Annotated in this window: 19 protein-coding genes; 7 read left to right on the top strand and 12 right to left on the bottom strand. The window is 43.3% G+C overall.

The window, feature by feature from the left end; translation table 11 throughout:
- Positions 1 to 14 precede the first annotated feature (14 nt).
- Both N7U62_RS16655 and mfd read right to left on the bottom strand, forming a co-directional pair.
- Positions 15 to 1,190 (bottom strand): hypothetical protein, encoded by a 1,176-nt coding sequence (locus tag N7U62_RS16655; protein ID WP_264139174.1) that lies wholly within the window; start codon positions 1,188 to 1,190, stop codon positions 15 to 17.
- A gap of 39 nt (positions 1,191 to 1,229) precedes the next feature.
- Complete coding sequence (gene mfd / locus N7U62_RS16650) at positions 1,230 to 4,586, bottom strand: transcription-repair coupling factor (RefSeq protein WP_264139173.1); 3,357 nt, start codon at positions 4,584 to 4,586, stop codon at positions 1,230 to 1,232.
- A 409-nt stretch (positions 4,587 to 4,995) separates the two neighbouring features.
- On the opposite strand from mfd, the gene N7U62_RS16645 reads away from it, so the two are divergent.
- The gene (locus N7U62_RS16645; RefSeq protein WP_264139172.1) at positions 4,996 to 5,757 is read left to right on the top strand and encodes a S1/P1 nuclease; all 762 of its coding nucleotides are present in this window, start codon (positions 4,996 to 4,998) and stop codon (positions 5,755 to 5,757) included.
- Between the two features lie 75 nt (positions 5,758 to 5,832).
- Here N7U62_RS16645 and N7U62_RS16640 read toward each other — a convergent pair whose 3' ends face one another.
- From N7U62_RS16640 to N7U62_RS16625, 4 genes are all read right to left on the bottom strand, one after another.
- Positions 5,833 to 7,404, bottom strand: coding sequence for an amidase (locus tag N7U62_RS16640; protein WP_264139171.1), 1,572 nt, complete (start codon positions 7,402 to 7,404; stop codon positions 5,833 to 5,835).
- 125 nt (positions 7,405 to 7,529) lie between these two features.
- Positions 7,530 to 8,474, bottom strand: coding sequence for a pyridoxal-phosphate dependent enzyme (locus N7U62_RS16635; RefSeq protein WP_264139169.1), 945 nt, complete (start codon positions 8,472 to 8,474; stop codon positions 7,530 to 7,532).
- A 29-nt stretch (positions 8,475 to 8,503) separates the two neighbouring features.
- Positions 8,504 to 9,418, bottom strand: a complete 915-nt coding sequence (locus N7U62_RS16630) for a glycerophosphodiester phosphodiesterase (RefSeq protein WP_264139168.1) — start codon at positions 9,416 to 9,418, stop codon at positions 8,504 to 8,506.
- Between the two features lie 106 nt (positions 9,419 to 9,524).
- Positions 9,525 to 10,286: an exodeoxyribonuclease III gene (locus N7U62_RS16625; protein WP_264139166.1), complete on the bottom strand. Its 762-nt coding sequence runs from the start codon at positions 10,284 to 10,286 to the stop codon at positions 9,525 to 9,527.
- A 169-nt stretch (positions 10,287 to 10,455) separates the two neighbouring features.
- On the opposite strand from N7U62_RS16625, the gene N7U62_RS16620 reads away from it, so the two are divergent.
- On the top strand, positions 10,456 to 11,031 hold the full coding sequence (locus N7U62_RS16620) for a hypothetical protein (protein ID WP_264139165.1): 576 nt from the start codon (positions 10,456 to 10,458) through the stop codon (positions 11,029 to 11,031).
- 230 nt (positions 11,032 to 11,261) lie between these two features.
- On the opposite strand, the gene N7U62_RS16615 is transcribed toward N7U62_RS16620, so the two are convergent.
- From N7U62_RS16615 to N7U62_RS16595, 5 genes are read right to left on the bottom strand one after another with little or no spacing between them, the layout of a single operon-like run.
- Complete coding sequence (locus N7U62_RS16615; protein WP_264139163.1) at positions 11,262 to 11,645, bottom strand: hypothetical protein; 384 nt, start codon at positions 11,643 to 11,645, stop codon at positions 11,262 to 11,264.
- 60 nt (positions 11,646 to 11,705) lie between these two features.
- The gene (locus tag N7U62_RS16610) at positions 11,706 to 12,947 is read right to left on the bottom strand and encodes a peptidase MATCAP family protein (RefSeq protein WP_264139162.1); all 1,242 of its coding nucleotides are present in this window, start codon (positions 12,945 to 12,947) and stop codon (positions 11,706 to 11,708) included.
- Positions 12,948 to 12,996: 49 nt separating this feature from the next.
- The gene (locus N7U62_RS16605; protein ID WP_264139161.1) at positions 12,997 to 13,815 is read right to left on the bottom strand and encodes an SDR family oxidoreductase; all 819 of its coding nucleotides are present in this window, start codon (positions 13,813 to 13,815) and stop codon (positions 12,997 to 12,999) included.
- Between the two features lie 4 nt (positions 13,816 to 13,819).
- The gene (locus N7U62_RS16600; RefSeq protein ID WP_264139160.1) at positions 13,820 to 14,710 is read right to left on the bottom strand and encodes an ROK family protein; all 891 of its coding nucleotides are present in this window, start codon (positions 14,708 to 14,710) and stop codon (positions 13,820 to 13,822) included.
- A gap of 1 nt (position 14,711) precedes the next feature.
- Positions 14,712 to 16,316 carry a glycerol-3-phosphate dehydrogenase/oxidase gene (locus tag N7U62_RS16595; protein WP_264139159.1) on the bottom strand — a complete coding sequence of 535 codons (1,605 nt, stop codon included), beginning with the start codon at positions 16,314 to 16,316 and terminating at the stop codon, positions 14,712 to 14,714.
- A 184-nt stretch (positions 16,317 to 16,500) separates the two neighbouring features.
- Between N7U62_RS16595 and N7U62_RS16590 the strand changes: the two genes are divergently transcribed.
- The 3 genes from N7U62_RS16590 (at position 16,501) to N7U62_RS16580 (ending at position 18,924) form a co-directional block, all read left to right on the top strand.
- The gene (locus N7U62_RS16590) at positions 16,501 to 16,917 is read left to right on the top strand and encodes an SRPBCC domain-containing protein (RefSeq protein ID WP_264139157.1); all 417 of its coding nucleotides are present in this window, start codon (positions 16,501 to 16,503) and stop codon (positions 16,915 to 16,917) included.
- Positions 16,918 to 17,036: 119 nt separating this feature from the next.
- Positions 17,037 to 17,663, top strand: a complete 627-nt coding sequence (locus N7U62_RS16585; protein ID WP_264139156.1) for a hypothetical protein — start codon at positions 17,037 to 17,039, stop codon at positions 17,661 to 17,663.
- A 55-nt stretch (positions 17,664 to 17,718) separates the two neighbouring features.
- A complete protein-coding gene (locus tag N7U62_RS16580; protein WP_264139155.1) occupies positions 17,719 to 18,924 on the top strand; it encodes a bifunctional alpha/beta hydrolase/OsmC family protein in 1,206 nt (401 codons plus the stop codon).
- Between the two features lie 70 nt (positions 18,925 to 18,994).
- Here the strand turns inward: N7U62_RS16580 and metE are convergent, their stop codons facing one another.
- Positions 18,995 to 21,304: a 5-methyltetrahydropteroyltriglutamate--homocysteine S-methyltransferase gene (gene metE / locus N7U62_RS16575; RefSeq protein ID WP_264139153.1), complete on the bottom strand. Its 2,310-nt coding sequence runs from the start codon at positions 21,302 to 21,304 to the stop codon at positions 18,995 to 18,997.
- A 127-nt stretch (positions 21,305 to 21,431) separates the two neighbouring features.
- Between metE and N7U62_RS16570 the strand changes: the two genes are divergently transcribed.
- Positions 21,432 to 21,944, top strand: coding sequence for an Lrp/AsnC family transcriptional regulator (locus tag N7U62_RS16570; protein WP_318840701.1), 513 nt, complete (start codon positions 21,432 to 21,434; stop codon positions 21,942 to 21,944).
- 323 nt (positions 21,945 to 22,267) lie between these two features.
- Positions 22,268 to 23,755: a glycerol kinase GlpK gene (gene glpK, locus N7U62_RS16565; RefSeq protein ID WP_264139152.1), complete on the top strand. Its 1,488-nt coding sequence runs from the start codon at positions 22,268 to 22,270 to the stop codon at positions 23,753 to 23,755.
- Positions 23,756 to 23,758: the final 3 nt, after the last annotated feature.

The raw sequence follows: 23,758 nt of genomic DNA, 5'->3' as shown, positions 1-23,758 counted from the left end.
CAAAATATTTAGTATTAAGTACCCTTACCCTTTATTTTCCTTTTCTGAAATAAGTAAATTCCGAAGAGTATCAAGGTCGAAAAAACGAAATAGGCGAACCATTTCCAGACGTAGGCTAAAGGTGCAAAATCTGTGGCCCATGCTGTAACTATGTAGAATGGATAGAGGCGGAGTGAAACTAAGCTCAAAACAATAGCTGGTATCGAAATGGATCTGGGACATCGCTGCAATTCGAGCAAAGAGATTGACATGATAAAAGGGAAGCCGAGAAAAAGTATTCGGATTTGATCTTCTCCAGCCAATATTCCAAAAAAACAATACATCAAACTCAATGTCACCAAAGTTTGATACCTAAAGTCAAATAGCCTTTTCAATCGGAAAAGAAAAAGTGCTATAAAAGGCAAAACCCCATAGGCCAAACCAAAAGCGGCGAACCAACGAGCAAAGCGAGTGGGATCTTCCAGCGCCCAGCGTCCATGATAGAGCAAGGCACCTATGGACGAACGCTGGTCTTCATATTCGGGCAAGAGAGATAGGATACCCTTTTGGATAACGATTGCGAAAACCAAGGAGAGAAGCAAGTGCTTTCCTCCTTTCCATGCTTCTGTTTTTCTTTTATCAAAAAAATGAAGGCCAATCAAAACCACATGCATGGCCAAAAAAGACTCTTTCTGCAAAAGAGCCAATGGTGTGATCAGATAGAGCCACTTCAATTTATTTTGAAAAAATGCTAGTAGCGCAAAGGCCTGAAAGAAATATACAGGTACATCTACGGTGATATTGTCGTGGAGATTGTAGCGAATGATTCCCGTCCAGTGAATACAAAGCCATGCAAATCCCAAAACTTGAAACAAAAAATTGATTTTCAACTCTAACCATAGCTGCCGGATTGCTACGATGCTAATGAGAAAAAACCCAAAGTTGATAATATCAAAATGCGTCCTGATAGCTGTGTCAGGAATCAAACTTGCTAGCCAGGGCACCAGGGGTCTATTGTAATAGGGGAATTTGATTTGACTGAAAAAACCTTCTTCGAAAAAACGATAAACCAAAGTGTACTGATGGGCATCGCAAAGAGGACAGCTTCCATAGTCCATAGGTATTCTACTTATGTAGTAGAACGCATAGGCCAATAGCGCACCTGAGTACAAATACAAATTTTGCTGATGTACAGTTTTCTGATCAAGCATGGTTTAAAGTGCTTCTAGCGCCTTTTTTCCAAATCTAAATCAAAAAGAAGACTTGATCCGATCTAATTGTTCGATCGATACTGCGATATCATCTACTCCTTTGATGATCAGCATCAACTTGCCTTTCATTTCCTTGATTTGATAATCCTTTGGGTGCTGTTGGATGTAGCCCATCACCTTACCGAAAACTGGAGAGGTGTAATATCTGTCATGATCTTGAGGAGGGAAGTAGCATCTCATACGTCCATTCTTGATCACGATTTTTTCGAACCCCAGGTCGATGGCTAACCAACGCAATTTCACCGTTTCGAAAAGGTCTAATACCGATTGTGGAATTTTGCCGAATCGATCTTCGACCGACTGAGCAAATACGGCTAATTCGCTATTGGTTTTGATATTGTCTAGCTGGGTATAAAGGCTCAGTCGTTCAGTAATGTTTTTCACATACTCTTCCGGAATCAGGATTTCTAAATCCGTTTCGATCACGCAGTCTTGAATCAGCGCCTTTTCCAGGTCAACTTTCTGATCTGCGAAGAGTTCTTTGAACTCGTTTTCTTTCAGGTCCTGTACCGCTTCATCCAAAATCGTGTGATACATGTCGAAACCAATATCCGTGATAAATCCACTCTGCTCTCCTCCCAAAAGATTGCCAGCCCCGCGAATATCAAGATCTCGCATGGCTACTTTAAATCCATCGCCTAAGTCTGTAAATTCTTCCAGGGCGCTAAGTCTTTTTCTGGCATCTGAAGAAAGTTTACTCGTAGGTGGGGTAAACATGTAGCAGAAAGCTTTTTTATTGGATCGGCCCACGCGCCCACGCATTTGGTGCAAATCGGATAATCCGAAATTTTGAGCGGAGTTGATGATGATTGTGTTGGCATTGGGAATATCTAAACCTGATTCGATGATATTGGTAGACACCAATACGTCATATTCTCCCTCGATGAACTTTAGCATCACCTTCTCCAACTTGGGCCCTTCCATCTGGCCATGAGCTACCCCAACTCTGGCATCAGGTACGAGTCGATGAATCAGGTTGGCGATGCTTTCGATATCGCTCACTTTATTGTGAACGAAAAACACCTGACCCCCCCGACGCAATTCATAACTGATGGAATCTCGCGTGACTTCTTCACTGAAGACATGTAGTTCCGTAGTTACTGGTTGGCGATTAGGCGGAGGAGTCGCGATGATGCTAAGGTCTCTCGCCCCCATCAATGAAAAATGCAGAGTCCTTGGAATCGGCGTGGCGCTCAAGGTAAGCGTATCCACATTGACTTTCATTTCTTTTAGCTTGTCCTTTATTTTTACGCCGAACTTTTGCTCTTCGTCTATGATCAATAGACCCAGATCCTGAAACTTCACGTCTTTGTTGACGATGCGGTGGGTTCCGATCAGGATATTGACTTTTCCCTCTGCTGTTCGCTTTAGGATTTCCTTGATTTCTTTGGTGGTTCTGAAGCGATTGATGAATTCCACTTCTACAGCAAAGTTCTCCAAACGATTTTTGAATGTGTGGTAATGCTGCATGGCCAGAATCGTAGTTGGAACCAAAACTGCCACTTGTTTGCCTTCGATGGCTGCTTTGAAGGCCGCACGTATCGCCACCTCGGTTTTGCCAAACCCCACATCTCCGCAGACCAGCCGATCCATAGGGTGGGCTTTTTGCATATCTGCTTTTACATCATCGGATGCTTTGCCCTGATCAGGTGTATCTTCATAGAGGAAGGAAGTTTCCAATTCGGTCTGATGATAAGTATCCTCGGAAAAAGCGAAACCTGGAGCGGCTTTCCTTTTGGCATAGAGTGCAATTAGCTCCTTGGCAATGTCCTTTACTTTTCCTCTTACCTTTTTCTTTTTGGTTTCCCACTCGGGTGACCCCAATTTGTTGACTTGAGGGGGTGCACTTTCCTTGCCGCTATACTTCGATATTTTGTGGAGGGAATGAATACTGAGATAAAGCAAATCATCATCTCGGTAAACAATTCTTACAGATTCCTGTTTGTTGCCATTGACCTCTACCGTATCCAGGCCAGCAAATCGACCAATCCCATGATCGACATGTACGATATAGTCGCCAGGGTTGAGGGTACGAAGCTCTTTTAGTGTGAGCGCTTTGGATTTAGAATGCTTTTTGCGGACGGCGAATCGATGATATCGCTCGAACAGTTGGTGGTCGGTGAATAAAGCCAGGCGCGCATTTTTATCCACAAAACCTTCTCTCAAACTGAGGATCAGGCTATCGAACTTGATGAAGGGATTGATTTCATCAAAAATCGAGTTGAGCTGAGAAATCGGCTTTTCAGACTCAGAAGCGATTATGGTGGCAAAATCTTTTTGCTGGAAGTCCTCGAAACTTTCAGCCATCAGCTCAAAGTTCTTTTGGAATGAGGGTTGTCCCGATGCTTCGAAACTGAAGCTGTCGGCGTTTTTAAAATAGTACCGGTTGCCGAATTCGATCTTCGCATATTTTTCTATCGCTGACTCGAAGCTGCTACTTGTTTCGAACAACTGATCCGGTTTCATCACGATGCTTGATTGGTCACTGGCCTCCATGATCGAAGTGAAGCTATCCGTAGCTTTTTCGAAATACTTGTCTATTACATCCAGTGTTTGCTGCAGATCCTTTACCCAGATTTTAGTATTGTTGGGCACATAATCCATGAAGGATTGGCGCTGCTCTTCCAATAGTTTCGTTTGGATATTGGGGATGATGTTGACTTGCTTTTGATTGTCTTTCGAAAGTTGGGTTTCGGGATCAAAAGTCCTGATACTCTCTATTTCATCTCCGAATAGTTCGATACGAAAAGGCAACTCGCCTGCATAGGAATAAACATCGATGATTCCCCCTCGAATGGCAAACTGACCGGGTTCGTATACAAAGTCATCCTTCTCAAATCCATAGGTGATCAAAAGTTCACTTAGAAAATCGGTATCTACAGCTTCACCCACTTTGGCAGTCCAGGTGTTCTCGACGAGGGATTTCTTGTTGATTACTTTTTCGGTGAGCGCCTCAGGGTAAGTGACTATTAGCTCTCCAGCACTTGACTTGTTGTTGATGCGATTGAGGATTTCGGCTCGCATCAGGATGTTGGCATTTTCGGTCTCTTCGAATTGATAGGGACGTTTGTACGAAGAGGGAAAAAGCAGCACTTCTTTGTCTCCCAACAAATTCTGAAGGTCGTTATGAAAGTAGGCCGCTTCTTCTTTTTCGTGAAGAACGAAGATGTGGTTTTGGTGATTTTTTTGAAATACCGCTGCTGCGACGATAGCATCCATGCTACCCACCAATCCTTTTATTTTAACCTGAATATTTTCGTTGGCTTTGATTCGGTCGGCCAGACCAGCCACCTGACTATCCGCTTTGTATATCGATAGTAGCTCTTTGCTTTTCAATACTAATGGGTTTGACCAAAAATGATTTTGGCTGTGATAAAACTCGTCGATTCCGACAAAGGTATGTCCATTTAACGACTCTTGATATTCTTAATCAGACCCTTTGGTAATTATTTTTTGATCAAATGAAACCTTTAGCCGCCATTTTACATTTAGTCTATAGTAATAAGTTCTAGTTAGTATTATTGATGTTTCGGGTTTTTCGAAACCCGGATGTTAAGGTTAGGTTGGTATTTCAGCACGTCGCTCGACGTGCTGATTTCATTTTAGGCCTACTGTATTTCTGAATTCATTTTGCTCATATAGGCATTTATAGATCGTCCCTTTATCTAACAATAAAATAATTGGAGCGATTTGTGCTTTCTCTCAAAAAAGAGAAACTTTAGGGCAAATTAAATAGCAACATCATATGAGAAGTTTTCTGAGTATCGTTCTGGTATTTTCTTCACTTACTGTATTGGGATGGGGAAAAACAGGACACAGAGTAGTTGGCGATATCGCCTATTGGCATCTGGACAGAAAGGCCAAAAATGAAATTCATAAAATCCTGAAACACGAGCACTTAAACATGGTGGGTAACTACATGGATTTTATTCGATCGAATGATGACTATGATTACATGACGCCATGGCACTACTGTACTATTCCTGATGGTAAAACTTATGAAGAAGTAGGTACACCAGAGCAAGGAGATGTAGTCGCTACCATCGAAAGGTTGGTTAAGGAATTGAAATCAAAACAATTTACCCACGGTACCGAATTGGAGAATTTGAAATATCTTGTTCACGTAGTGGCGGATGTTCATCAACCTCTGCATGTGGGCAATGGAGAAGACAAAGGAGGAAATGATGTCAAAGTGGAGTTCATGTGGGAAAAGTCGAACTTGCACCGCGTTTGGGATAGTGGATTGATCGATTATCAGCAGTTGAGTTTTACTGAATATACTAAATGGATCAATCATGTGACCACCGAAGAAAGAGATCAATGGCAATCTGATGGCATTGACGTCTGGATTCAGGAAGCGATGGGTTATCGTGAGGCCATCTATGATATTCCAGAAAACGGTAGGTTGTCCTATGAGTACAACTACAAACACATCGGAACAGTAAACGAGCGATTGCTCAAAGCTGGTGTTCGATTGGCAGGAATCTTAAATGAAATTTATGGTTGATTGAAAATCAACTGAAAAAGAAAGGACAGCTATTTGGCTGTCCTTTTTTGTTTTATACCCAATACAAATAGGGGTTTAGTCTTTGAACTCTGGTGTCAAACGATGCTGTGTACTTTGTTCGTAGGCATAGGCAATTTCGATCAGTTTGGCTTCTGTCCATGCTTGTCCAAAAAATGAAATACCTACTGGCATGCCATCTACATTACCCATGGGTACAGAGATGCTAGGGTAGCCAGCGATCGCTGCTGGCGAAGAACTATAGATGGAATAGTTGTCTCCATTCAATTCATCAGTCTGCCATGCAGGTGAACCGGTAGGTCCGATGATCGCATCCAGATCCAGTTCGTTCATCACCTTATCGATACCTTCTTCGCGTGAGGCTTTCAGCATACTGGTCAGAGCGGTTTGATATTCATCTTCATCCAGTCCACCTTTTTTCTCAGCATCGATCAAAATCTGGTGATCAAAATATTTCATCTCCACAGAATCAGCAAGGGTCTTTTCTACTAATTCACTTAGGCTTTTCACTGGAGCATCTTCTCCCAGATTCTCGAAGTACTCATTCAGTCCTGCTTTGAATTCGTACAACAATACCTGATATGAATCTCCTTCAGCTTCTGATGGCAATAGGTTTTCGATTTCTACTACCTCAGCTCCCTGCGCTTCCATGTCGTCAATGGCTTGTTCCATGATAGAAGTTAAGATTTTATGTCCTTTGAGTGCTTCTTTGTAGAATCCAATTTTCTTTCCTTTCAATCCATCCTTTTTCAAATAGGGTGTGTAGTCTTTAAGTGCCACACGATCTGGATTTAAAGTTTTGCTGTCATTTTCATCTTCGCTAGTGAGCGTTCCTAGAGCAATAACCGCATCGGTCATATTTCGGGCCATAGGCCCGCCTGTGTCTTGTGTAAAAGAAATCGGAATGATGCCCGTTCGGCTGATGAGCCCGACAGTCGGCTTGATACCCACGACACCATTGGCATTGGATGGGCATACGATGGATCCGTTTGTTTCTGTACCGATGGCAATCACGCAGAGATTGGCAGAAACAGCCGCACCAGATCCTGCACTCGACCCACATGGATTTCGACTCAGGTCATAGGGGTTTTTGGTTTGTCCTCCCAGTGCACTCCAGCCACTAGAAGAATAACTAGAATGAAAATTGGCCCACTCGCTCAGGTTGGCTTTGCCTAAAATAATTGCCCCGGCGATTCGAAGCTGTGCAGCAAGCGGACTATCTGCATCTGGATAAGATTCTTTCATGATGACCGAACCTGCTGTGCATGGCATTTTGTCTCGCGTGTCAATGTTGTCTTTGAGTAAAATGGGTATACCGTGAAGGGGTCCGCGGATTTGACCATTGCGCATTTCCAGATCCAGTTGCTCGGCGATTTTCATGGCGTCAGGGTTGACTGTCAATACCGCGTTCAGTTTTGGGCCACTTTGGTCGATGGCCTGAATTCGGTCCAGATAGAATTGGGTGACTTCAGATATGCTAAAGGAAGAATCTGCGTATCCCTGTTTTAGATCTGCAATGGTCACTTCTGGTGAAAGGCTGAAGGCAGCTTCTACTGGAGAGGTAGATTCTTTGGGCTCACAGGCCAATAGGAGTAAAAAAAGAGACAGGTAGTAAATGTTATTTTTCATGAAAGCTAAATTTTCCATGAATATAGCTGAGAATCGGGAGGACTCATAACCGTTCGTGTAAACCGCATGGAAACAAAAAAGGCCTGCTCAATAAGCAGGCCTTTAATTTCTTTCAAAAGATTGAATCAGAAAGGTAGGTCGTTAACCTGAACATTTCCGCCCGTAATGATGATTCCGGTTTTTTTGCCAGCGAATTTTTCTTTGTGTTTCAACAAGGCAGCTACTGCTACGGCACTTGAGGGTTCGATGACCAATTTCATTCTTTCCCAAACCAAGCGCATGGCTTGAATGATCTCTTCTTCCGAAACACAGTAGATGTCATGGACATATTCTTTGATGATTTCGAAGTTGAGCTGACCTACAGATACTAGCAATCCATCGGCTACTGACTTAGGGTCTTTTACTCCTTGCAATTTTCCAGACTTGAAGGATAGGTAAGTATCGTTGACTGCTTCTGGTTCTGCCAAAATCATTTTGGTCGTTGGGCTCACGTGACCTAGTGTCAATGCAGATCCTGCTGCCAAACCACCACCACCTACTGGCGTGATCATAAAATCCAGTTCTGGTTGTTCTTCGATAAATTCCTTTGCAGCGGTAGCCTGACCCGCGATGATTCGTGCGTCATTGTAGGGGTGTACCTGAATTGCGCCGGTTCTTTCGATTACCTCTCTACAGGTCTTTGCTCTGTCCTCTTCCGTTGGTTCACAAAATGTGATTTCAGCCCCATATCCCTTTACCGCATCGATTTTTACCGGAGGCGCATTGTGAGGCATCACGATGTAGGCTTTTACACCTGCTTCTGCTGCTGCTTTGGCTACTGCCTGGGCATGATTCCCTGACGAGTGTGTCGCAAAACCAGCACTTCTTTCCTCTGGTCGGTAGGACATGATCACATTAGCCGCACCTCTCATTTTGAAGGCGCCAATCTTTTGAAAGTTTTCACACTTGAAGAATACCTGTCCACCTACCATTTCGTCTATGGTACTGGAAGTCATAATCTGTGTGTTGTAGATATAAGGAGCGATGCGTGTATGCGCTCTCTTAATGTCACTTAAACTTGGAAAATCCATATTTCTTCTCTCTTTTTCTCGCGTGCAATTTACTTCTCAAAAAGTTTTAAAACTCTATCGGGGTAATCAGAAATAATCCCGTCTACTCCCCAATTGAGTACTTTTTTTATGTCTTCTTCTTCATTGACTGTCCAGGGTATCACCTTCATATTTTTAGCTTTCAGATACTCAACCTTTTGACTATCTAGTAAGGGGTGATAACAACTATATATCTCTGGAATAAACCCGAGGTCTGTCAAATTTTCATCAATAGACAGGCTGTTTTCGATCAGCATGGCCAACTCAATTTCGGGATAGTTTTCGTGGTAATACTGAAGAATCCTGAAATCGAAGGACTGCACATTGACATTTTTAGGATCCATGTGCGACTGAACAAAATCATAAACCAATTGGCAAAACTCTGCCGGTGCTGGGTGATAGATGCTGTCTCCTAAAGGTAGACTTTTAATTTCTATGTTATAACGTATTTCGCCCAGTTGATGTTCTTCTCGATACTGATTGACAGCATCGACGACTTCTCTGAGCAAAGGCTTGTGAACCTTCAACTTTTCTTGTTCGGGAAAACGCTTCACGAATTTCGAACCCACATCGTAGCGCTTAATCTCATCATAGGTCATCTGATAGATGTTATGATTGACTTCTTCTTCCTTGGGTATTGGATTTCCGCTGGAGTCTAATGCGATCAAGTGATTCATGTAGGGTTCATGAGACACGAGTAGCTCTTTGTCTTTGTTTACCGCCAGGTCCAGCTCTAAGGTTGTCACTCCCAGTTCCAGCGCTTTGATAAAAGCCGGAATGGTATTTTCGGGCATCAGGCCTCTGGCACCACGATGACCTTGAACATCAACTCTGGGAAATTTTTTCTCCTCTTGCTGAGGCGTACAAGCCACTGTAGTCATAAGCAATGTCCAACTTAATAGTGGGAGGTAAAGCGTTTTCATCATATTCAACCCTAACGAATTGCCCGCTGCATTCAGGGGCAAAGTGCAAAAATAGTCTTTGCTTGTTAAGCCTGGATTAAAGATGCGTAAAATTTACACTTAACACAAATTAGCCCAGCGTGATGCTGACAGGGCAGTGATCGCTCTCCTCGTATTCTTTATGTATTTCTGCTTTTTTGAGGCGTGGGGCCATAGATTCGCTCACCAAAAAATAATCAATCCTCCAGCCCACATTTCTTTCACGAGCACCGGCTCGGTAGCTCCACCAGGTGTATTTGTCCGTAGCATCTGGATGCAGGTGTCGAAACGAATCGATCAAACCCGCCCCGACGAAATTGTCCATGCCGTCGATTTCTACCTGGGTGAAACCCGCTGACTTGTCATAGTTGGCTTTGGGTCGGGCCAGATCCACATCTTTGTGCGCAACGTTAAAGTCTCCACAGACGATTACAGGTTTCTTTTTTTCCAACTCTTTCAGGTAATCTTTGAAATCCGCATCCCAGCCTTTGCGATAATCCAATCGGCTCAGATCATTTTTGGAATTAGGGACATAAACATTGGTCAGGAAAAACTCTTCAAACTCTGCGGTGATCACGCGACCTTCCTGATCATGGTCTTCGATTCCCATATCAGTGCTCACACTGATGGGTTCTTTTTTAGAAAGTATCGCTGTACCGCTGTATCCTTTTTTAACTGCGCTGTTGCTGAATATGTGGTACGGGACGTCTCCGAGCGCTTCTTTGACCTGATCATCCTGGGCTTTGGTTTCCTGAAAGCAAACGATATCTGCTTCCATTTTTTCTAAAGATTCGATCAAGCCCTTTTTGATGGCGGCACGGATTCCGTTCACGTTGTAGGATACTAGTTTCATGTCCAATTTTTTGATGGGGGTCAAAGATAGAAAAGCTTTGGGTTTCTATCCATCTCGTAAAATCAAGTCATGGGTTTTTGTGGGGATGGGATTGTGTTATTTTTGGGAATGATGCATTGCTCATAAAGTGCATTCTTTTACTAAATTGTTACCAGCAATAAATTATAGCATGAAGAAACCATCTGAGCTACTTCTTTTATTAATCATCATTTTTTGTATTGGCTGTAGCACTCAGGAACCAAGTTTATCACAAGAAGACCGTGACAAACTAGAGTCTCTTGTGAAACAATACTCTAACAGTAGCGGGTTAACAACTAATAGGGAGTTTATTCTGACTATTGATGATAAAATTGTTAATCAATTAGTTGCAGGCAGAACTTTGGCAGAACTCGATATTAATGACGTTCTAGAATTTTCAGTGCTTTCAAATGATTCAACAATCCAAAATGGTTCAAAAACTATAAAATATGATTTAATCACGATCATCACGAAAGCTTCCGAACAAACCTCCAAAAGCGGTGACTCTGCCTATCAGTATATTCTTGAAGAAAAGTCTGATTGGTTGCAATTAAACCCTAACCCTATCATTGTCATAAATGGAAGACCTTTTAGACATGAACACGAATACCGGACTTTTTTAGAAGCTCTTAAAAAATCAGACATCAAAGCAATTAATGTTCTGAAGGAGCCAAGTTCTCTGGCAATTTACAATTACAAATCAACACTGCTAGTTAGTACGTATTGAAGAATGCTGGTAACATGGCGTATAGATGCATGTGCGAACTGAGCATTTAGCCAGCCTTGGCGGAACGAACCCGTGCATCTGCTGCGGGAAATGACTTTATTGCTTATAGTGAGGTCAGTTCGCCGCACCGAAAGATCGGCGGAACGTAGCTCTTACCGATTCGCTAGTCGGTTCGGCAGATTTTCACTACTTTGGCTCTATTATCAAACGACACGCACCATACACAGGCCTTACCAGAAAGGTGATATCAAAGAAATTTCCAACTCTTCAGTCTCTTGTAGTAGATAACCAGCTGTGAGACGAACAACCCAAGAAATCAACAAAAAAACGACTAAAGAGTTGACACAGTTCACTGAATAGACCCGATTTTTCCGGTAGGCTTTACCAATTAAACCCCAAACATCCATGCGGCGGCAATCCCCAGTTTGTGGAAAGCAGAAAAATGCGTTCGGCAGCCTTCCCCAACTTGGAGAAGGTCCAAAAATTGGTTTTTCTCCATTCCCCAAAAGTGCGGAAGCCCCAAAAATGCGTTTTTCTTCATTCTGCAACTTCGCGGAAGGCCCAAAAATTGATTTTTCTTCATTCTCCAGTCTGCGGAAGCGAGAAAAATGCATTTTTCTACTTTATTGACCCTTGACGGTTCCCTCTCGCAGGTTTTCCAAACTATTCATTTCCTAAACCAACAATTCCCTATAGTGCTCATGAAGTACCGTGGATTCTTTGCTACTGAGGAAAGAAATAAAGGTCAGATGAGTCAGCAAATACCTTTTGTCCTGAATCCAGGGGGGCAGATATTTCGGTGGTCGGATTAGTCCCATTTCGTTGAGTTGCTTTAGGGCTGGGATATCCGCCAGATCCAATTTGCCACAGAAAAGGAGATTCAGGTATTCGAACTTGCCTGTCGCGATGGCCACCGAAAGAAAACTCTGTACTCTGACTAGCCCTTCTAGATACACGATATCCTTCGTGAAGGGTGCTCGACCCTTCACATCACCACCTCTGAAAACTCTTTTAGCCCCATCGTAGGACTTGTTCAGGTCGTCGGTTTTCTCCAAAAAGTATTGGTAGACGTCAATGAAATCCGCGCCATCGATGGCCATTTGCGTGGCAATCACGCGATCCGACAATCTCCGGGTGCGCTCCAGATCGATGCAGCCCATGATAAACTCCGAAAATACAGCCAATCCTTCCTGCGTCTCGGTAGTTCCCGAGTGTCCTGCACCGAGGATTTTGAGTTGATCTTGTGCCTGTCCATTCATAGAGGTAGCCACATGGATATGGATTTCATGTTCGATCAGCTGTTTGATGTCCTTGTCACTAAATACCGCATTGGGATTGATGGCTACCCTGCGTCGACCTGCGATGGCTTTGGAGGAGATGGTGTCATCCAATTGGACCTTAGGTCCCTTATCCCCAAACATTTTGTCAATGGCCTTTTCCATTTTTTTGGCCAATTCCTGTGGAGAAACCACTTCTTTGACCGGCGTACCCAGATCGAAATTTTTGATGTTTTCGAACAGGGAGCCAAAATGATGAGCCAAATCCAGTGCAGTACTTTCTCCATCTGGAAGAATATCCTTGGGACTGCCATACATCGCTGTAGAATGTTCGAAAAACTCGCGGGTACCTCGGCTCTGCAGTAGTCGGGCGCTGCTTTCCAGACGATCAGCAATTCTTCCTGCCCATTCGTCGAGGACAGGGTCTATCCCTAGCCGTTTTCGTACCTGACCTACCAGTTCCAATACAGGGGTCGGGTCATATTTAGAATATTCCACCACGGGTAACTTTTGCATTTTGTTTTTGAAAAATGCTACTTGTACCTGATTGGGCCAGGCGATATTTCTAAGGATGTTGATGTGCTCAGTGGCGGCATCCAAGAGATCGGATACTGCGACGATTCTTTCCTTTACGGTCATGTTGAATCGAATTTATTCACAAAATATCAATACTCATTCTGCGACTGGCTTATATTTTTTTTGCTTTGTTCAGTTGATAATGACCCATGATCAACCATTCGAAAAGTCGTTGAGGTAAAATTTTTTTTAGGACTGCTGCAGATAGATCCAGTGGTTTGCCTATTCGGTAGCGCAGTTTGGGTCGTTTAGATTGGATGATTTTTTGACAGAGCTTGGCGACTTTGATGGCCTTGTCTCCTTTTCGCTCCCCTTTGACAATGATTTCCATAGCAGCGGCCAAGCCTTTTTTGTAATCCTTATCTTCTCTTTCATTCGAGAGAATCCTGTTTTGCGAGATTTCTGTTTTGAAATCCCCTGGCTCGATCAGTGAGACGTGGATGTTCATGGCTTTTAGTTCCATACGGAGTGCCTCGCTGTATCCTTCAAGGGCATGTTTGCTGGCGGTATAGAATCCTTGAAAAGGAATGGCGAACAAACCAGCGAGCGAACTGACATTGATGATTTTTCCAGTTTGCTTTTTGCGCATATGTGGCAATACGGCATGGGTCACCTGCACAGCTCCCCAAAAATTGGTTTCCATCTGCAGGCGAGCATTTTCTTCGCTGGTGAGTTCTGCTGCACCGACTACAGATATCCCGGCATTGTTGATCAGCACATCGATTCGTCCTTCTTTGTTGATCAGGTGCCGAATGGCCGCATCGATGGACTTTTTGTTGTTCACATCCATTTTTAGCAGATAGGGATTTTGGTCCCCGGGTTTGCGGCTGGTTCCATAGACCTTGTAGCCTTTAGAAAATAGATAGTCGAAACAAGCTTTGCCAATGCCTGAGGAGGCACCGGTGATCAGAAGGACAGGTTGTTCGTTCATAGGATTATAAATAGGCGGCTCCAAATACGCCCGCAGAGTCGCCCAATTTAGGTTTTAGAATTTTGGTTTGGCAGCTGGTATTAAACACATGTTTTTTCACCGACTCCAACCCTTCGGTATAGAGTTCGTCGATGTTGCCCACTCCGCCCCCGATTACAATGACGTCAGGATCGATCATATTGATGATCGTCGAGATCCCCTTTCCATAAAAATGTATCAATCGATCGTAGGTGGCTTGGGCTATGGGGTCGGTTGCTCTGTCTGCCATGATTTGCCTCAGGCCTTTTTTGTGACCAGACCGCTCGTCATAGAATCTTTCCAGATGGGGTCCAGCGATCACTGTTTCTGTACAGCCAGTTTTGCCACAGTAGCAGGGGCCGCCACTTTCATCTAAGAAATTGTGACCCCATTCCCCGCCGATTCCATGGGCACCGTTGATGATCTGTCCATTGACCACCAGTCCACCGCCGACTCCAGAGCCCATGATTACCCCGAAGACCACTTTCGCATCGGGTGCCAGATCCTGGACTATACCCATATGGGTTTCGGCCAGCGCAAAGCAGTTGGCATCATTGGCCAGGGTAAATGGAATTTGGAGACGATCTTCGAGATCTTTTTTTAATGGCTTCCCATTGAGGTGAACGGCATTGCAGTTTTTGAGTAGGCCTGTTTCTGGATCAGTAGATCCGGGAGTTCCCATGCCTATTTTTTCGGGTATCAGTCCTGATTTTGATTTTAGAATTTCGATCAGATTGGCGACCTGATTCAGCACATGGTCATATCCCTGATCGCCTTCGGTGGCTACTCTTTCTCGGAACAAAACTTCTTTGGTATCAGACGCTAAGATCACCCCTTCAATTTTCGTTCCGCCCAAGTCTATCCCCCAAAGTATCATGTCAAGTAAATATAGTCGCGTCTTTTATTTTCTCATTCAAATCTACAACTTCCTGCTGTCTTTGGCTATCGGTCCAGCCCAGCTTTTGTTGCATGGTGGAGGCGACCGCTTCCAGACTGCTGCGAACCCCTTCGATATCAAAGAACAATCGCCCGTTTCGTTGAATGTAAAAATCGGAAAGATGCTGCACCCATTCCTTTTCGATGCAAAAGCTGATTTCGCTTTCCATCAGACTAGTGCCCGAGGTAGTGGCCTTTAGAATTTCTTCGCTTTGATTGCCATAGAGATCTACCATGTAGGCAATTTCCCGCACAGCGATATCAGGATATTTTTGGCTTAGCTCTTCTTTGTAAGTTTCTACTTCCTTTTGTGATTTGAAACTGTTGCCAGGTAGTTTGTATTTTTTGGTTTTGCACTTGGGAATGCTCTTTCCTGTTTTGTCCGCTCGGATTTCGAGCAGGGTTTCCATGGCTCGCTTGGCCATCTTGCGATAGCCAGTCAGTTTGCCTCCAGCGATGGTGATCAAGCCTTGATCGGAGATGAAAATTTCATCCTTTCGAGAGATTTCCGATGCTGATTTTCCTTCCTCTTCGATCAGGGGTCTTACACCTACCCAGGAGGAAACCACGTCTTCAGGCTTCAAGGTCAAGTTTGGGAAATAATGATTGACTGCATCTATCAGGTAATGAACATCGTCCAGGTTGGTTTTGATGTCTTTCAGGTTTTGCTTGTAGGTCGTATCGGTAGTTCCGATATAGGTCACGTTGTTTCGAGGGATGGCAAACATCATGCGACCATCCGGCACATCAAAGTAGATAGATTGTTTGATGGGCATCTTCTCAAAGGGGACAACCAAATGAACCCCTTTCGTCAGATGGAGTTTTTTACCAGATACTTCTTCCTGAAATTTGCGTACCAGATCGGACCAGGGCCCAGCTGCATTGATTACATAGTCTGAGTAGATCGAAAATTCTTTCGATTCGATTTCATCCATGACCGTAAGGCCGGCGATTTTACCCCCTTTTTTCAGGAAGCCGGTGCAGCTGGCATAGTTCAGGATTGTGGCGCCTTCTTTTTCGGCAGCCTTGAGTAGTTCGATGACCAGACGAAAATCGTCGGTTTGATATTCGGAATAGATACCGCCTCCCTCTATTTTGTCCGCGGTGAGCAAGGGCTCCAAATCCAAAGTTTCTTCAGGAGTCAGCATGCGTCGCTGATCTGCTTTTTCTACATCTGCCAGCACATCGTAGACCATCAATCCTACGGAGGCAATGATTTTTCCATAGTTTCCATCCTTGGTCAGTGGTAGCAGCATTTTTTCCGGGCGAACGAGATGGGTAGCCAATTTGTGGAGAATGGCTCTTTCCTTTCCAACCTCCCGAACCAGCCCAAATTCGAACTGCTTGAGATACCGGAGTCCACCGTGTATCAGCTTAGTGGATTTGCTACTTGTGCCCGAAGCAAAATCGCTTTGTTCCACCAGTCCAACCTTCAATCCTCTCAACACCGCGTCCAGAGCGATACCAGCTCCAGTAATTCCCCCTCCGATGATGATCAAATCAAAATAATTGTTTTCCAGTGCATGGATGGTTTCAGTTCGGCTCATTGGCATAGTAGTAAAATATGTTTGGCTCAAATTAATCAATTCTGAGAAGTGATAACATGCCATTCATCATTCTTAATATTTAGGTAATGATGTGACTTATGCTAAAAGCCAATTATTCTCGTTAGCTGTATGTTTTAGTCAATATTTTATTTTTCTTGTCTTTTGAATCAAACTAATCTCACCTATGAAACTGAGTATCAGCTCCGATATCCTGATTAATGCGCCTGCCGAGAAGGTATGGTCGATCTTGATGGATTTTGAAAAATACCCCGATTGGAACCCCCTGGTCAAAGAAATAAAGGGAAATCCGGAGGTAGGAAATACTATCAGCGTGTCACTCCCGGGCATGAATTTTAAACCAGAAGTCCTTGCCTTAAAGGAGAACAGTGAGTTTCGATGGAAAGGCAAATTGCTTTTCAAAGGTCTATTTGATGGAGAGCATTACTTCATTCTCGAAGAAAGGGACGGTGGAGTAGAGTTGTTTCATGGCGAATATTTTAGTGGTTTGCTGGTGGGTATGCTCAGGAAAAAGCTGGAAGGAGAAACGCTAGATGGATTCAAGGCCATGAACGAAAGCCTGAAAAAGTTGGCAGAAGCTTGATGGTTCAAATGCATTATTCTGTTTGGGTACGGGATGCCAGATTTGGTGGCTTCTATCTGGACATTATCGATGCTTTTCGATATTTTGAGAACTAAAGATTAGTTACTACCTATATTCCTATGCAATTCATTCAAACTTTTTCTGATTTTCATTCGGCCATTGAGACCCTGGATAATGGGGGTCGCTTTTATAATTTCATGACGGATGCCAATGATGGAGAGATCACTGCCGCAGAGTTGGCCAAGGCTGCCGGAGTTTTCTCAGATCAGCAAAAGATGAAGATTTTCCTTGAGATGTCTATGCTCAATTTTTCTTCTCAAGAAAAGCAAAGAATCTATGACATGATGCCTACCAAATTGCAAAAGAAGATGGCTGAACAACCATTGGATCGATACAATGTGCACGAAGCTGTGGAGTATGGATATACGGGTCAAAGTGTAGTAATCACGGGTATTCCTAAATGGAGCTTAAATAAAACTGATTTTATGGGCTTTATAATGATTCCGATTATGGCTGGGTCGGTGACTACTTTTACGATGATTCCCATTATCGACAACTATGATGTCTATGAATTGAGAGATGAGGAATCAGACCAAACTTTCATCGTGGCTCACGCCAAAGGAAAGGGTAAGTTGCCCAACAAGGTGATCCAATGCGGAGGAATTCTAAAGGAGTTAAAATCTGACAAGGATAAAGAGGTGGCTGACAAGCTGTTTTTGGAGATCGTCTATTGTATCGATCAATAGCCTTTAACCGAACGCATTGCAATTTTCTTTCGTTAATGGAAGAAAGAAAACAACCATGACGCAAAAACGAATTACCATTCAAAACGAAAAAGGCTTTGATTTAGCGGCGGAGCTTTTGCTTCCCATTGATCAAAAACCCATCGCCTACGGCATATTTGCCCATTGTTTTACCTGCAACAAAAATCTGAATGCTGTCCGCAACATTGCCGAGTCCCTGCGTCACAATGGGATTGCTATTCTCAGTTTTGATTTTACAGGCTTAGGGAGCAGTGAAGGGGATTTTGCTGATTCCAATTTTAGCAGCAATGTGGAGGACATCCTATCTGCAGCCAATTGGTTGGCAGAAAACCATGAATCGCCCAAGCTGTTGATTGGTCATTCGCTGGGTGGGGCTGCAGTCGTGATGGCCGCATCTCGTTTGAAGGACATTCTGGCGGTAGCAACTGTGGCAGCACCCGCTTCACCAGATCATGTCATTCATCTATTTGAGGAAAAAGAGGAGGAGGTGAAAGAGAAAGGTTGTGCTCAGGTCAATATTGGAGGAAGACCTTTTGTGATCAAAGAGCAGTTTTTGCAGGATGTGACGTCTCATGATCTGTCAGATGATCTAAAGTCGCTAAAGAAGTCTTTGCTGATCATGCACTCTCCTCAAGATCAGATTGTAGATATCCAAAATGCCCAGAAAATGTATGAGTCTGCCATGCATCCGAAGAGTTTTGTTTCGCTGGATGGAGCGGATCATTTGCTGAGCGATAAAGCAGATTCCGACTATGTAGGTGAGTTGATCGCCTCATGGGCCAAGCGATACTTACCACCCAAGAAGCAAAGTGAGTTAAAAACCAATGAAAGAGTGGTGGTGCAAATAGGTGCGGATGGCTATACCTGTGATATCCTGGCAGACAAGCATCGCCTACGTGCGGATGAGCCTGAAGATGTAGGAGGAAATGATTACGGTCCAGATCCCTATGAGCTGCTATTGTCATCTTTGGGTGCATGCACGGTGATGACGCTCAGGATGTATGCCGACCGAAAAAAATGGGAGTTGGAAGAAGTAAAAGTCCACCTGAACCATGAAAAGGACTATCCGAAGAATTGTGAAAACTGTGATGAAAAATCCAGAATTGATCAAATCACGCGTAAGATAGAATTGAAAGGAAACCTTAGCGAAGAGCAAAAGAAGCGCCTGATAGAAATTGCCAACCGCTGCCCAGTACATCGCACCTTACATAGTCCTGTGGAAGTGTACACGGAGAGCATCTAGCTGTTTTTATTAATTGAAAACAGCGTAAAAAAGGCCGTTTGAATTTACCTCAAACGACCTTAATCAAAACTTATACTTCTACGCTAATCCTTTCCCTCATTTGTTTGGCAGCATCCACCAGATGAATAAGGGCTTGTTTTGTTTCTGGCCACTGTCTTGTTTTCAAACCGCAGTCTGGATTAACCCAGATGTGTTCAATTGGCAAAAGTTCACTGGCACGAACGAGTAGTTTTTCTATTTCCTCTACAGAAGGTACCCTTGGGGAGTGAATATCATATACCCCTGGCCCAATCTCGTTGGGGTACTTGAACTGGACAAAAGCATCCAGTAGTTCCATTTCTGATCGAGAAGTCTCTATGGTTATGACGTCTGCATCCATTTCGGCGATGCTTTCTATGATGTCATTGAACTCCGAGTAGCACATATGGGTGTGAATCTGCGTTTCATTCCTTACCCCGCTGGCTGAAATTCTAAAAGATTCTATGGCCCAATTAAGGTAAGCTTTCCATTCGTTTCGCTTTAAGGGTAGCCCCTCACGAATGGCAGGTTCATCGATTTGAATGACTTTAAGACCTGCCTTTTCTAGATCCACCACTTCGTCTCTGATAGCAAGTGCTATCTGCTGACAGGTTGCAGATCTAGGTTGGTCGTTTCGGACGAAGGACCATTGCAAAATGGTGACTGGCCCGGTTAGCATTCCTTTCACGGGTTTGTTAGTTAAGGATTGGGCGAATTGGGACCATTTTACAGTCATGGCTTCTGGTCGAGAGACATCACCATATATGATAGGAGGCTTGACACATCGGCTACCGTAGCTTTGTACCCAACCATATCGAGTGAAAGCAAATCCTTCTAGCTGTTCGCCAAAATATTCGACCATGTCATTTCTTTCGAATTCGCCATGAACCAAAACATCCAAACCAGCTTCTTCCTGAAATCTAATCGAGCTTTCTGTTTCTTTGGCCAGTAGTCGGTCATAGCTATCCTGATCCAGGTCGCCTTTTTTGAATTGGGCTCTCCAGCTGCGGACTTCTTTGGTCTGAGGAAAGGATCCAATTGTAGTGGTAGGGAATAGTGGCAGGTTTAGCACCTCCCTTTGTTGTTTTTGTCTTTCAGTAAATGAAGCGAGTCTCTGAGAATCATCGGCACTTAGTGCTTTCACTCTTCTTTGAACCAACGGGTTGTGAATCAAACCAGATGTACGACGTGAAGCATTAGCCTTTTTGTTATCCACAAGTTTGGAGAGGATATCTTGGGCTTTCACATTTTCGGCCAGGGCTTTTAAGGTGACGATCTCTTCCAGTTTTTGTTTGGCAAATGCCAGCCAGCTCTTCAATTCCTTGGACAAATCCGTTTCTAGATTCAGATCACAGGGACTATGCAGCAATGAACAGGAAGAAGCCACCCAAACTCGATCAGCACCTATTGCCTTGATGGCTTTTTGGATCAACGAAAGAGATTTTTCAAAGTCATTTTTCCAGATGTTTCGGCCATCAACTACACCTAGAGACAAAATCAGGTTGCTATTAGTGAATTGGGTAGACAAAGCCTTTTCCAAATCTGATTGACCTCTAACCAAATCCAAATGGAGAGCATGTACGGGAAGCTCCAGAGCCAGCGATAGATTTTCTCCAAAGCTGTCAAAGTAGCTGGTAAGAATGATGTTGATTGACGGAAATTTTTCGGAGAAATAATTGTAGCAATGTTGGATGGCACTCTTTTCCTTTTCACCTAAATCTAATGCAAAACAAGGTTCGTCGATTTGTACATATTCAACATCATTTTGCTCCAATAGAGATAGCAACTGATGATAAACCGGCAGTAATTCTTCAAGTAATTCTATTCTATGAAAGCCTGATTCTTTTTCCTTTCCTAATAACAAGAAGGTCACTGGCCCTATTATCACAGGTTTAGTTTTTATGCCCAGTTCCAGTGCTTCTTTGTATTCAGAAATGATTTTATCTGGATTTAAAGAGAATTTTTGATTCTGTACAAATTCTGGTACTATGTAATGATAGTTGGTATCGAACCATTTGGTCATTTCCATAGCCGTGATGTCATATCCATCCTTTTGAATACCTCTAGCCATGGCAAAATAGAGATCTAATGGTGATAGATTTTGCTGAGCTGATTGGTATCTCTCGGGAATGCATCCCAAAGTCACTACCATGTCGAGTACCTGGTCGTAGTATGAAAAATCATTGGATGGTATTAAGTCAATCCCAATGTTTAGTTGTTCAAGCCAATTTTGCTTTCGAATTGTTCTGGCTGTTTCATGTAGTTGGACTTCATTGGATTCTGCACTCCAATATTTTTCTTCGGCTTTCTTTAGTTCTCTTTTGCTACCAATACGAGGGTAGCCTAGCAGGTTTGATTTCATTTTAATTAGCTTTATTTTCTTCACAAAGCTATATGTATAGATAATACATCTTTGATTATTCCATATATTCGAAAAACAAACCTATATAATCGTAAATAACAGATAATTAATTTATTCATTGAATAAAATGAAGGAAGGAAAAGAAAAATATTCTGTGCCAAAATTGGATGCAGTGGACCATCGATTGCTGGCGATGCTTCAGAAAGACTCGAGCCTGACTACAAAGGAGCTGGCCGCTAAAGTCAACCTTTCGCCTACTCCTGTGTTTGAGCGAGTCAAAAGATTGGAGAAACATGGCTATGTCAAAAAGTATGTCGCGGTGCTGGATGCAGAAAAACTAGGTTCTGGACTCATTGTTTTTTGCAATATCACGCTCAAGGAACACAGTCAGTCCATTGGACATCGCTTCGTAGAGGAGATCATGACGATAGATGAAGTAACAGAGTGCTACAATATATCTGGCGACCATGACTTTCTATTGAAGGTAATGGTGAAAGATATGAAGCACTACCAGGATTTTGTTTTTAATACTTTGGGATCTGTAAGCAACGTGGGTAGCGCACATAGCACATTTGTTATGGCCGAAATAAAGAATAGCCATGCAGTACCAATGCACGTCCATTTTGGCAATGGACAATAACTAGGCATTTCACCTATTTTAACATTCCATTTGTCAGTTTGGCACAGGGCTTGCCAATAACTAATCGAGTTTTAGATTAAAAGTTTCATAGTTTATGGTCCAGCCGGGACCAATAGATTAGTTGATTGGTTATGTTTTGAGTTTGCCCTGATAGCTCCCGCTATTGGGGCTTTTTTATATTGTCCAGACTATCCTATTATTGGTTGATTATCAGCACTTTAATTTCCTAATATTTCAGATGTATTACAGAGTTGGCTTTTCTATGTAAAAAATCATAAATTGATCTATTAGATATATAAGCAATTTGACTGATATTTGGCATCATGAAGCAGTATGTACTGGCATTGGACCAGGGAACGAGTAGTTCTCGAGCGGTACTTTTCGATCAAAAGGCCAAAATGGTCGGAGTTGCTCAAAAAGAATTGAAGCAAACCTACCCTAAGCCTGGATGGGTAGAGTATGATCCTAAAACAATATATAAAGACCAACTGGAGGTACTTTACGAGGTATTGAAAAAGACCAAAGTAAGTATTAGCCAAGTGGCTACTATTGGTATAACCAACCAAAGAGAATCTGTGGTAGTATGGGAAAAGCGCAGTGGCAAACCCATCTACAACTGCATATCCTGGCAGGATACTCGTACTACTCTGATGTGCAACGACCTCAAAGACGAGGAAGAAGGAATTGAAGCCTATATCAAAGAGACTACAGGACTACTTCTAGACCCTTATTTTTCAGCTACCAAAGTCCAATGGATCCTGGATAATGTTTCGGGCGCCAGACGTAAAGCAGAAAATGGTGAACTTTTGTTTGGTACCATCGATACCTGGCTGCTTTGGAATCTAACAGAGGGTGAGTCTCATCTGACGGACTTCACCAATGCCTCTCGAACGTTGCTATTCAATATCGCAGAATTGAAATGGGATGATGAGTTACTAGAAAAATTCAGAATCCCGAGAGAAATGTTGCCTGAAGTAACTCATTCTGGTTATTACTTTGGCACAGCCAAGCTTCAGGGAGCCGAGATACAAATAACAGGTGTGGCTGGAGACCAGCAGGCGAGTATGTTTGGACAGGGCTGTGTAGAACCAGGTCAGGCCAAAAACACTTACGGTACCGGATGTTTCATTCTGATGAATACAGGTGAGACTATCCAGCATTCTAAAAATGGATTATTGACCACAATTGCCTTGGGCTTTAATGGTAAGATAGATTACGCATTAGAGGGCAGTGTATTTGTAGCGGGTGCAGCTGTACAATGGTTAAGAGATGGATTAGAAATGATCCGAACAGCTGATGAATCTGAGGCCATAGCAAAGAATGCCAATCCAGAATCAGGCGTATATGTTGTTCCGGCTTTTGCTGGATTAGGTGCACCATTTTGGGATATGTATGCCCGCGGAGGAATTTTTGGATTGACACGAGACTCTAATCAGTCGGACATCGTAAAGGCTACTCTTGATTCGATGGCTTATCAGACGAGAGATGTGCTTCAAGCCATGGCTGCCGATTCTGGTCTGCAATTGACGGACCTGAAAGTTGACGGAGGAGCTTGCGTGAACAACTACCTCATGCAGTTTCAGGCCAACATCATGAACATACAGGTTGAAAGACCTACAGTGATAGAAACTACAGCTTTGGGTGCGGCTTATCTTGCTGGTATCACCGCAGGGATTTGGAACAAAGATTCGATTTTCAAAAAACGATCCATTGACAAAGTGTTCAAACCGAAAATGGATGACTTCACTAGAGCCAAACTCTATGAAGGCTGGCACAATGCCGTGAAGCGGTGCATGAATTGGGCGAGGTGATCT

Origin of the sequence: Reichenbachiella ulvae (genome assembly GCF_025833875.1) — a bacterium.
In the GTDB taxonomy this organism is placed as follows: domain Bacteria; phylum Bacteroidota; class Bacteroidia; order Cytophagales; family Cyclobacteriaceae; genus Reichenbachiella; species Reichenbachiella ulvae.
This window is presented reverse-complemented; position numbering and strand designations above follow the sequence as displayed.

Excerpts from the sequence above, each read along its gene's own strand:
- N7U62_RS16655 (WP_264139174.1), bottom strand. The coding sequence starts at position 1,190 with ATGCTTGATCAGAAAACTGTACATCAGCAAAATTTGTATTTGTACTCA.
- N7U62_RS16595 (WP_264139159.1), bottom strand. The coding sequence starts at position 16,316 with ATGAGCCGAACTGAAACCATCCATGCACTGGAAAACAATTATTTTGAT.
- N7U62_RS16640 (WP_264139171.1), bottom strand. The coding sequence starts at position 7,404 with ATGAAAAATAACATTTACTACCTGTCTCTTTTTTTACTCCTATTGGCC.
- metE (WP_264139153.1), bottom strand. The coding sequence starts at position 21,304 with ATGAAATCAAACCTGCTAGGCTACCCTCGTATTGGTAGCAAAAGAGAA.
- N7U62_RS16630 (WP_264139168.1), bottom strand. The coding sequence starts at position 9,418 with ATGATGAAAACGCTTTACCTCCCACTATTAAGTTGGACATTGCTTATG.
- glpK (WP_264139152.1), top strand. The coding sequence starts at position 22,268 with ATGAAGCAGTATGTACTGGCATTGGACCAGGGAACGAGTAGTTCTCGA.
- N7U62_RS16645 (WP_264139172.1), top strand. The coding sequence starts at position 4,996 with ATGAGAAGTTTTCTGAGTATCGTTCTGGTATTTTCTTCACTTACTGTA.
- N7U62_RS16620 (WP_264139165.1), top strand. The coding sequence starts at position 10,456 with ATGAAGAAACCATCTGAGCTACTTCTTTTATTAATCATCATTTTTTGT.
- N7U62_RS16590 (WP_264139157.1), top strand. The coding sequence starts at position 16,501 with ATGAAACTGAGTATCAGCTCCGATATCCTGATTAATGCGCCTGCCGAG.
- N7U62_RS16585 (WP_264139156.1), top strand. The coding sequence starts at position 17,037 with ATGCAATTCATTCAAACTTTTTCTGATTTTCATTCGGCCATTGAGACC.
- N7U62_RS16605 (WP_264139161.1), bottom strand. The coding sequence starts at position 13,815 with ATGAACGAACAACCTGTCCTTCTGATCACCGGTGCCTCCTCAGGCATT.
- N7U62_RS16570 (WP_318840701.1), top strand. The coding sequence starts at position 21,432 with ATGAAGGAAGGAAAAGAAAAATATTCTGTGCCAAAATTGGATGCAGTG.
- N7U62_RS16615 (WP_264139163.1), bottom strand. The coding sequence starts at position 11,645 with ATGCATTTTTCTCGCTTCCGCAGACTGGAGAATGAAGAAAAATCAATT.
- N7U62_RS16580 (WP_264139155.1), top strand. The coding sequence starts at position 17,719 with ATGACGCAAAAACGAATTACCATTCAAAACGAAAAAGGCTTTGATTTA.
- N7U62_RS16635 (WP_264139169.1), bottom strand. The coding sequence starts at position 8,474 with ATGGATTTTCCAAGTTTAAGTGACATTAAGAGAGCGCATACACGCATC.
- N7U62_RS16625 (WP_264139166.1), bottom strand. The coding sequence starts at position 10,286 with ATGAAACTAGTATCCTACAACGTGAACGGAATCCGTGCCGCCATCAAA.
- N7U62_RS16610 (WP_264139162.1), bottom strand. The coding sequence starts at position 12,947 with ATGACCGTAAAGGAAAGAATCGTCGCAGTATCCGATCTCTTGGATGCC.
- N7U62_RS16600 (WP_264139160.1), bottom strand. The coding sequence starts at position 14,710 with ATGATACTTTGGGGGATAGACTTGGGCGGAACGAAAATTGAAGGGGTG.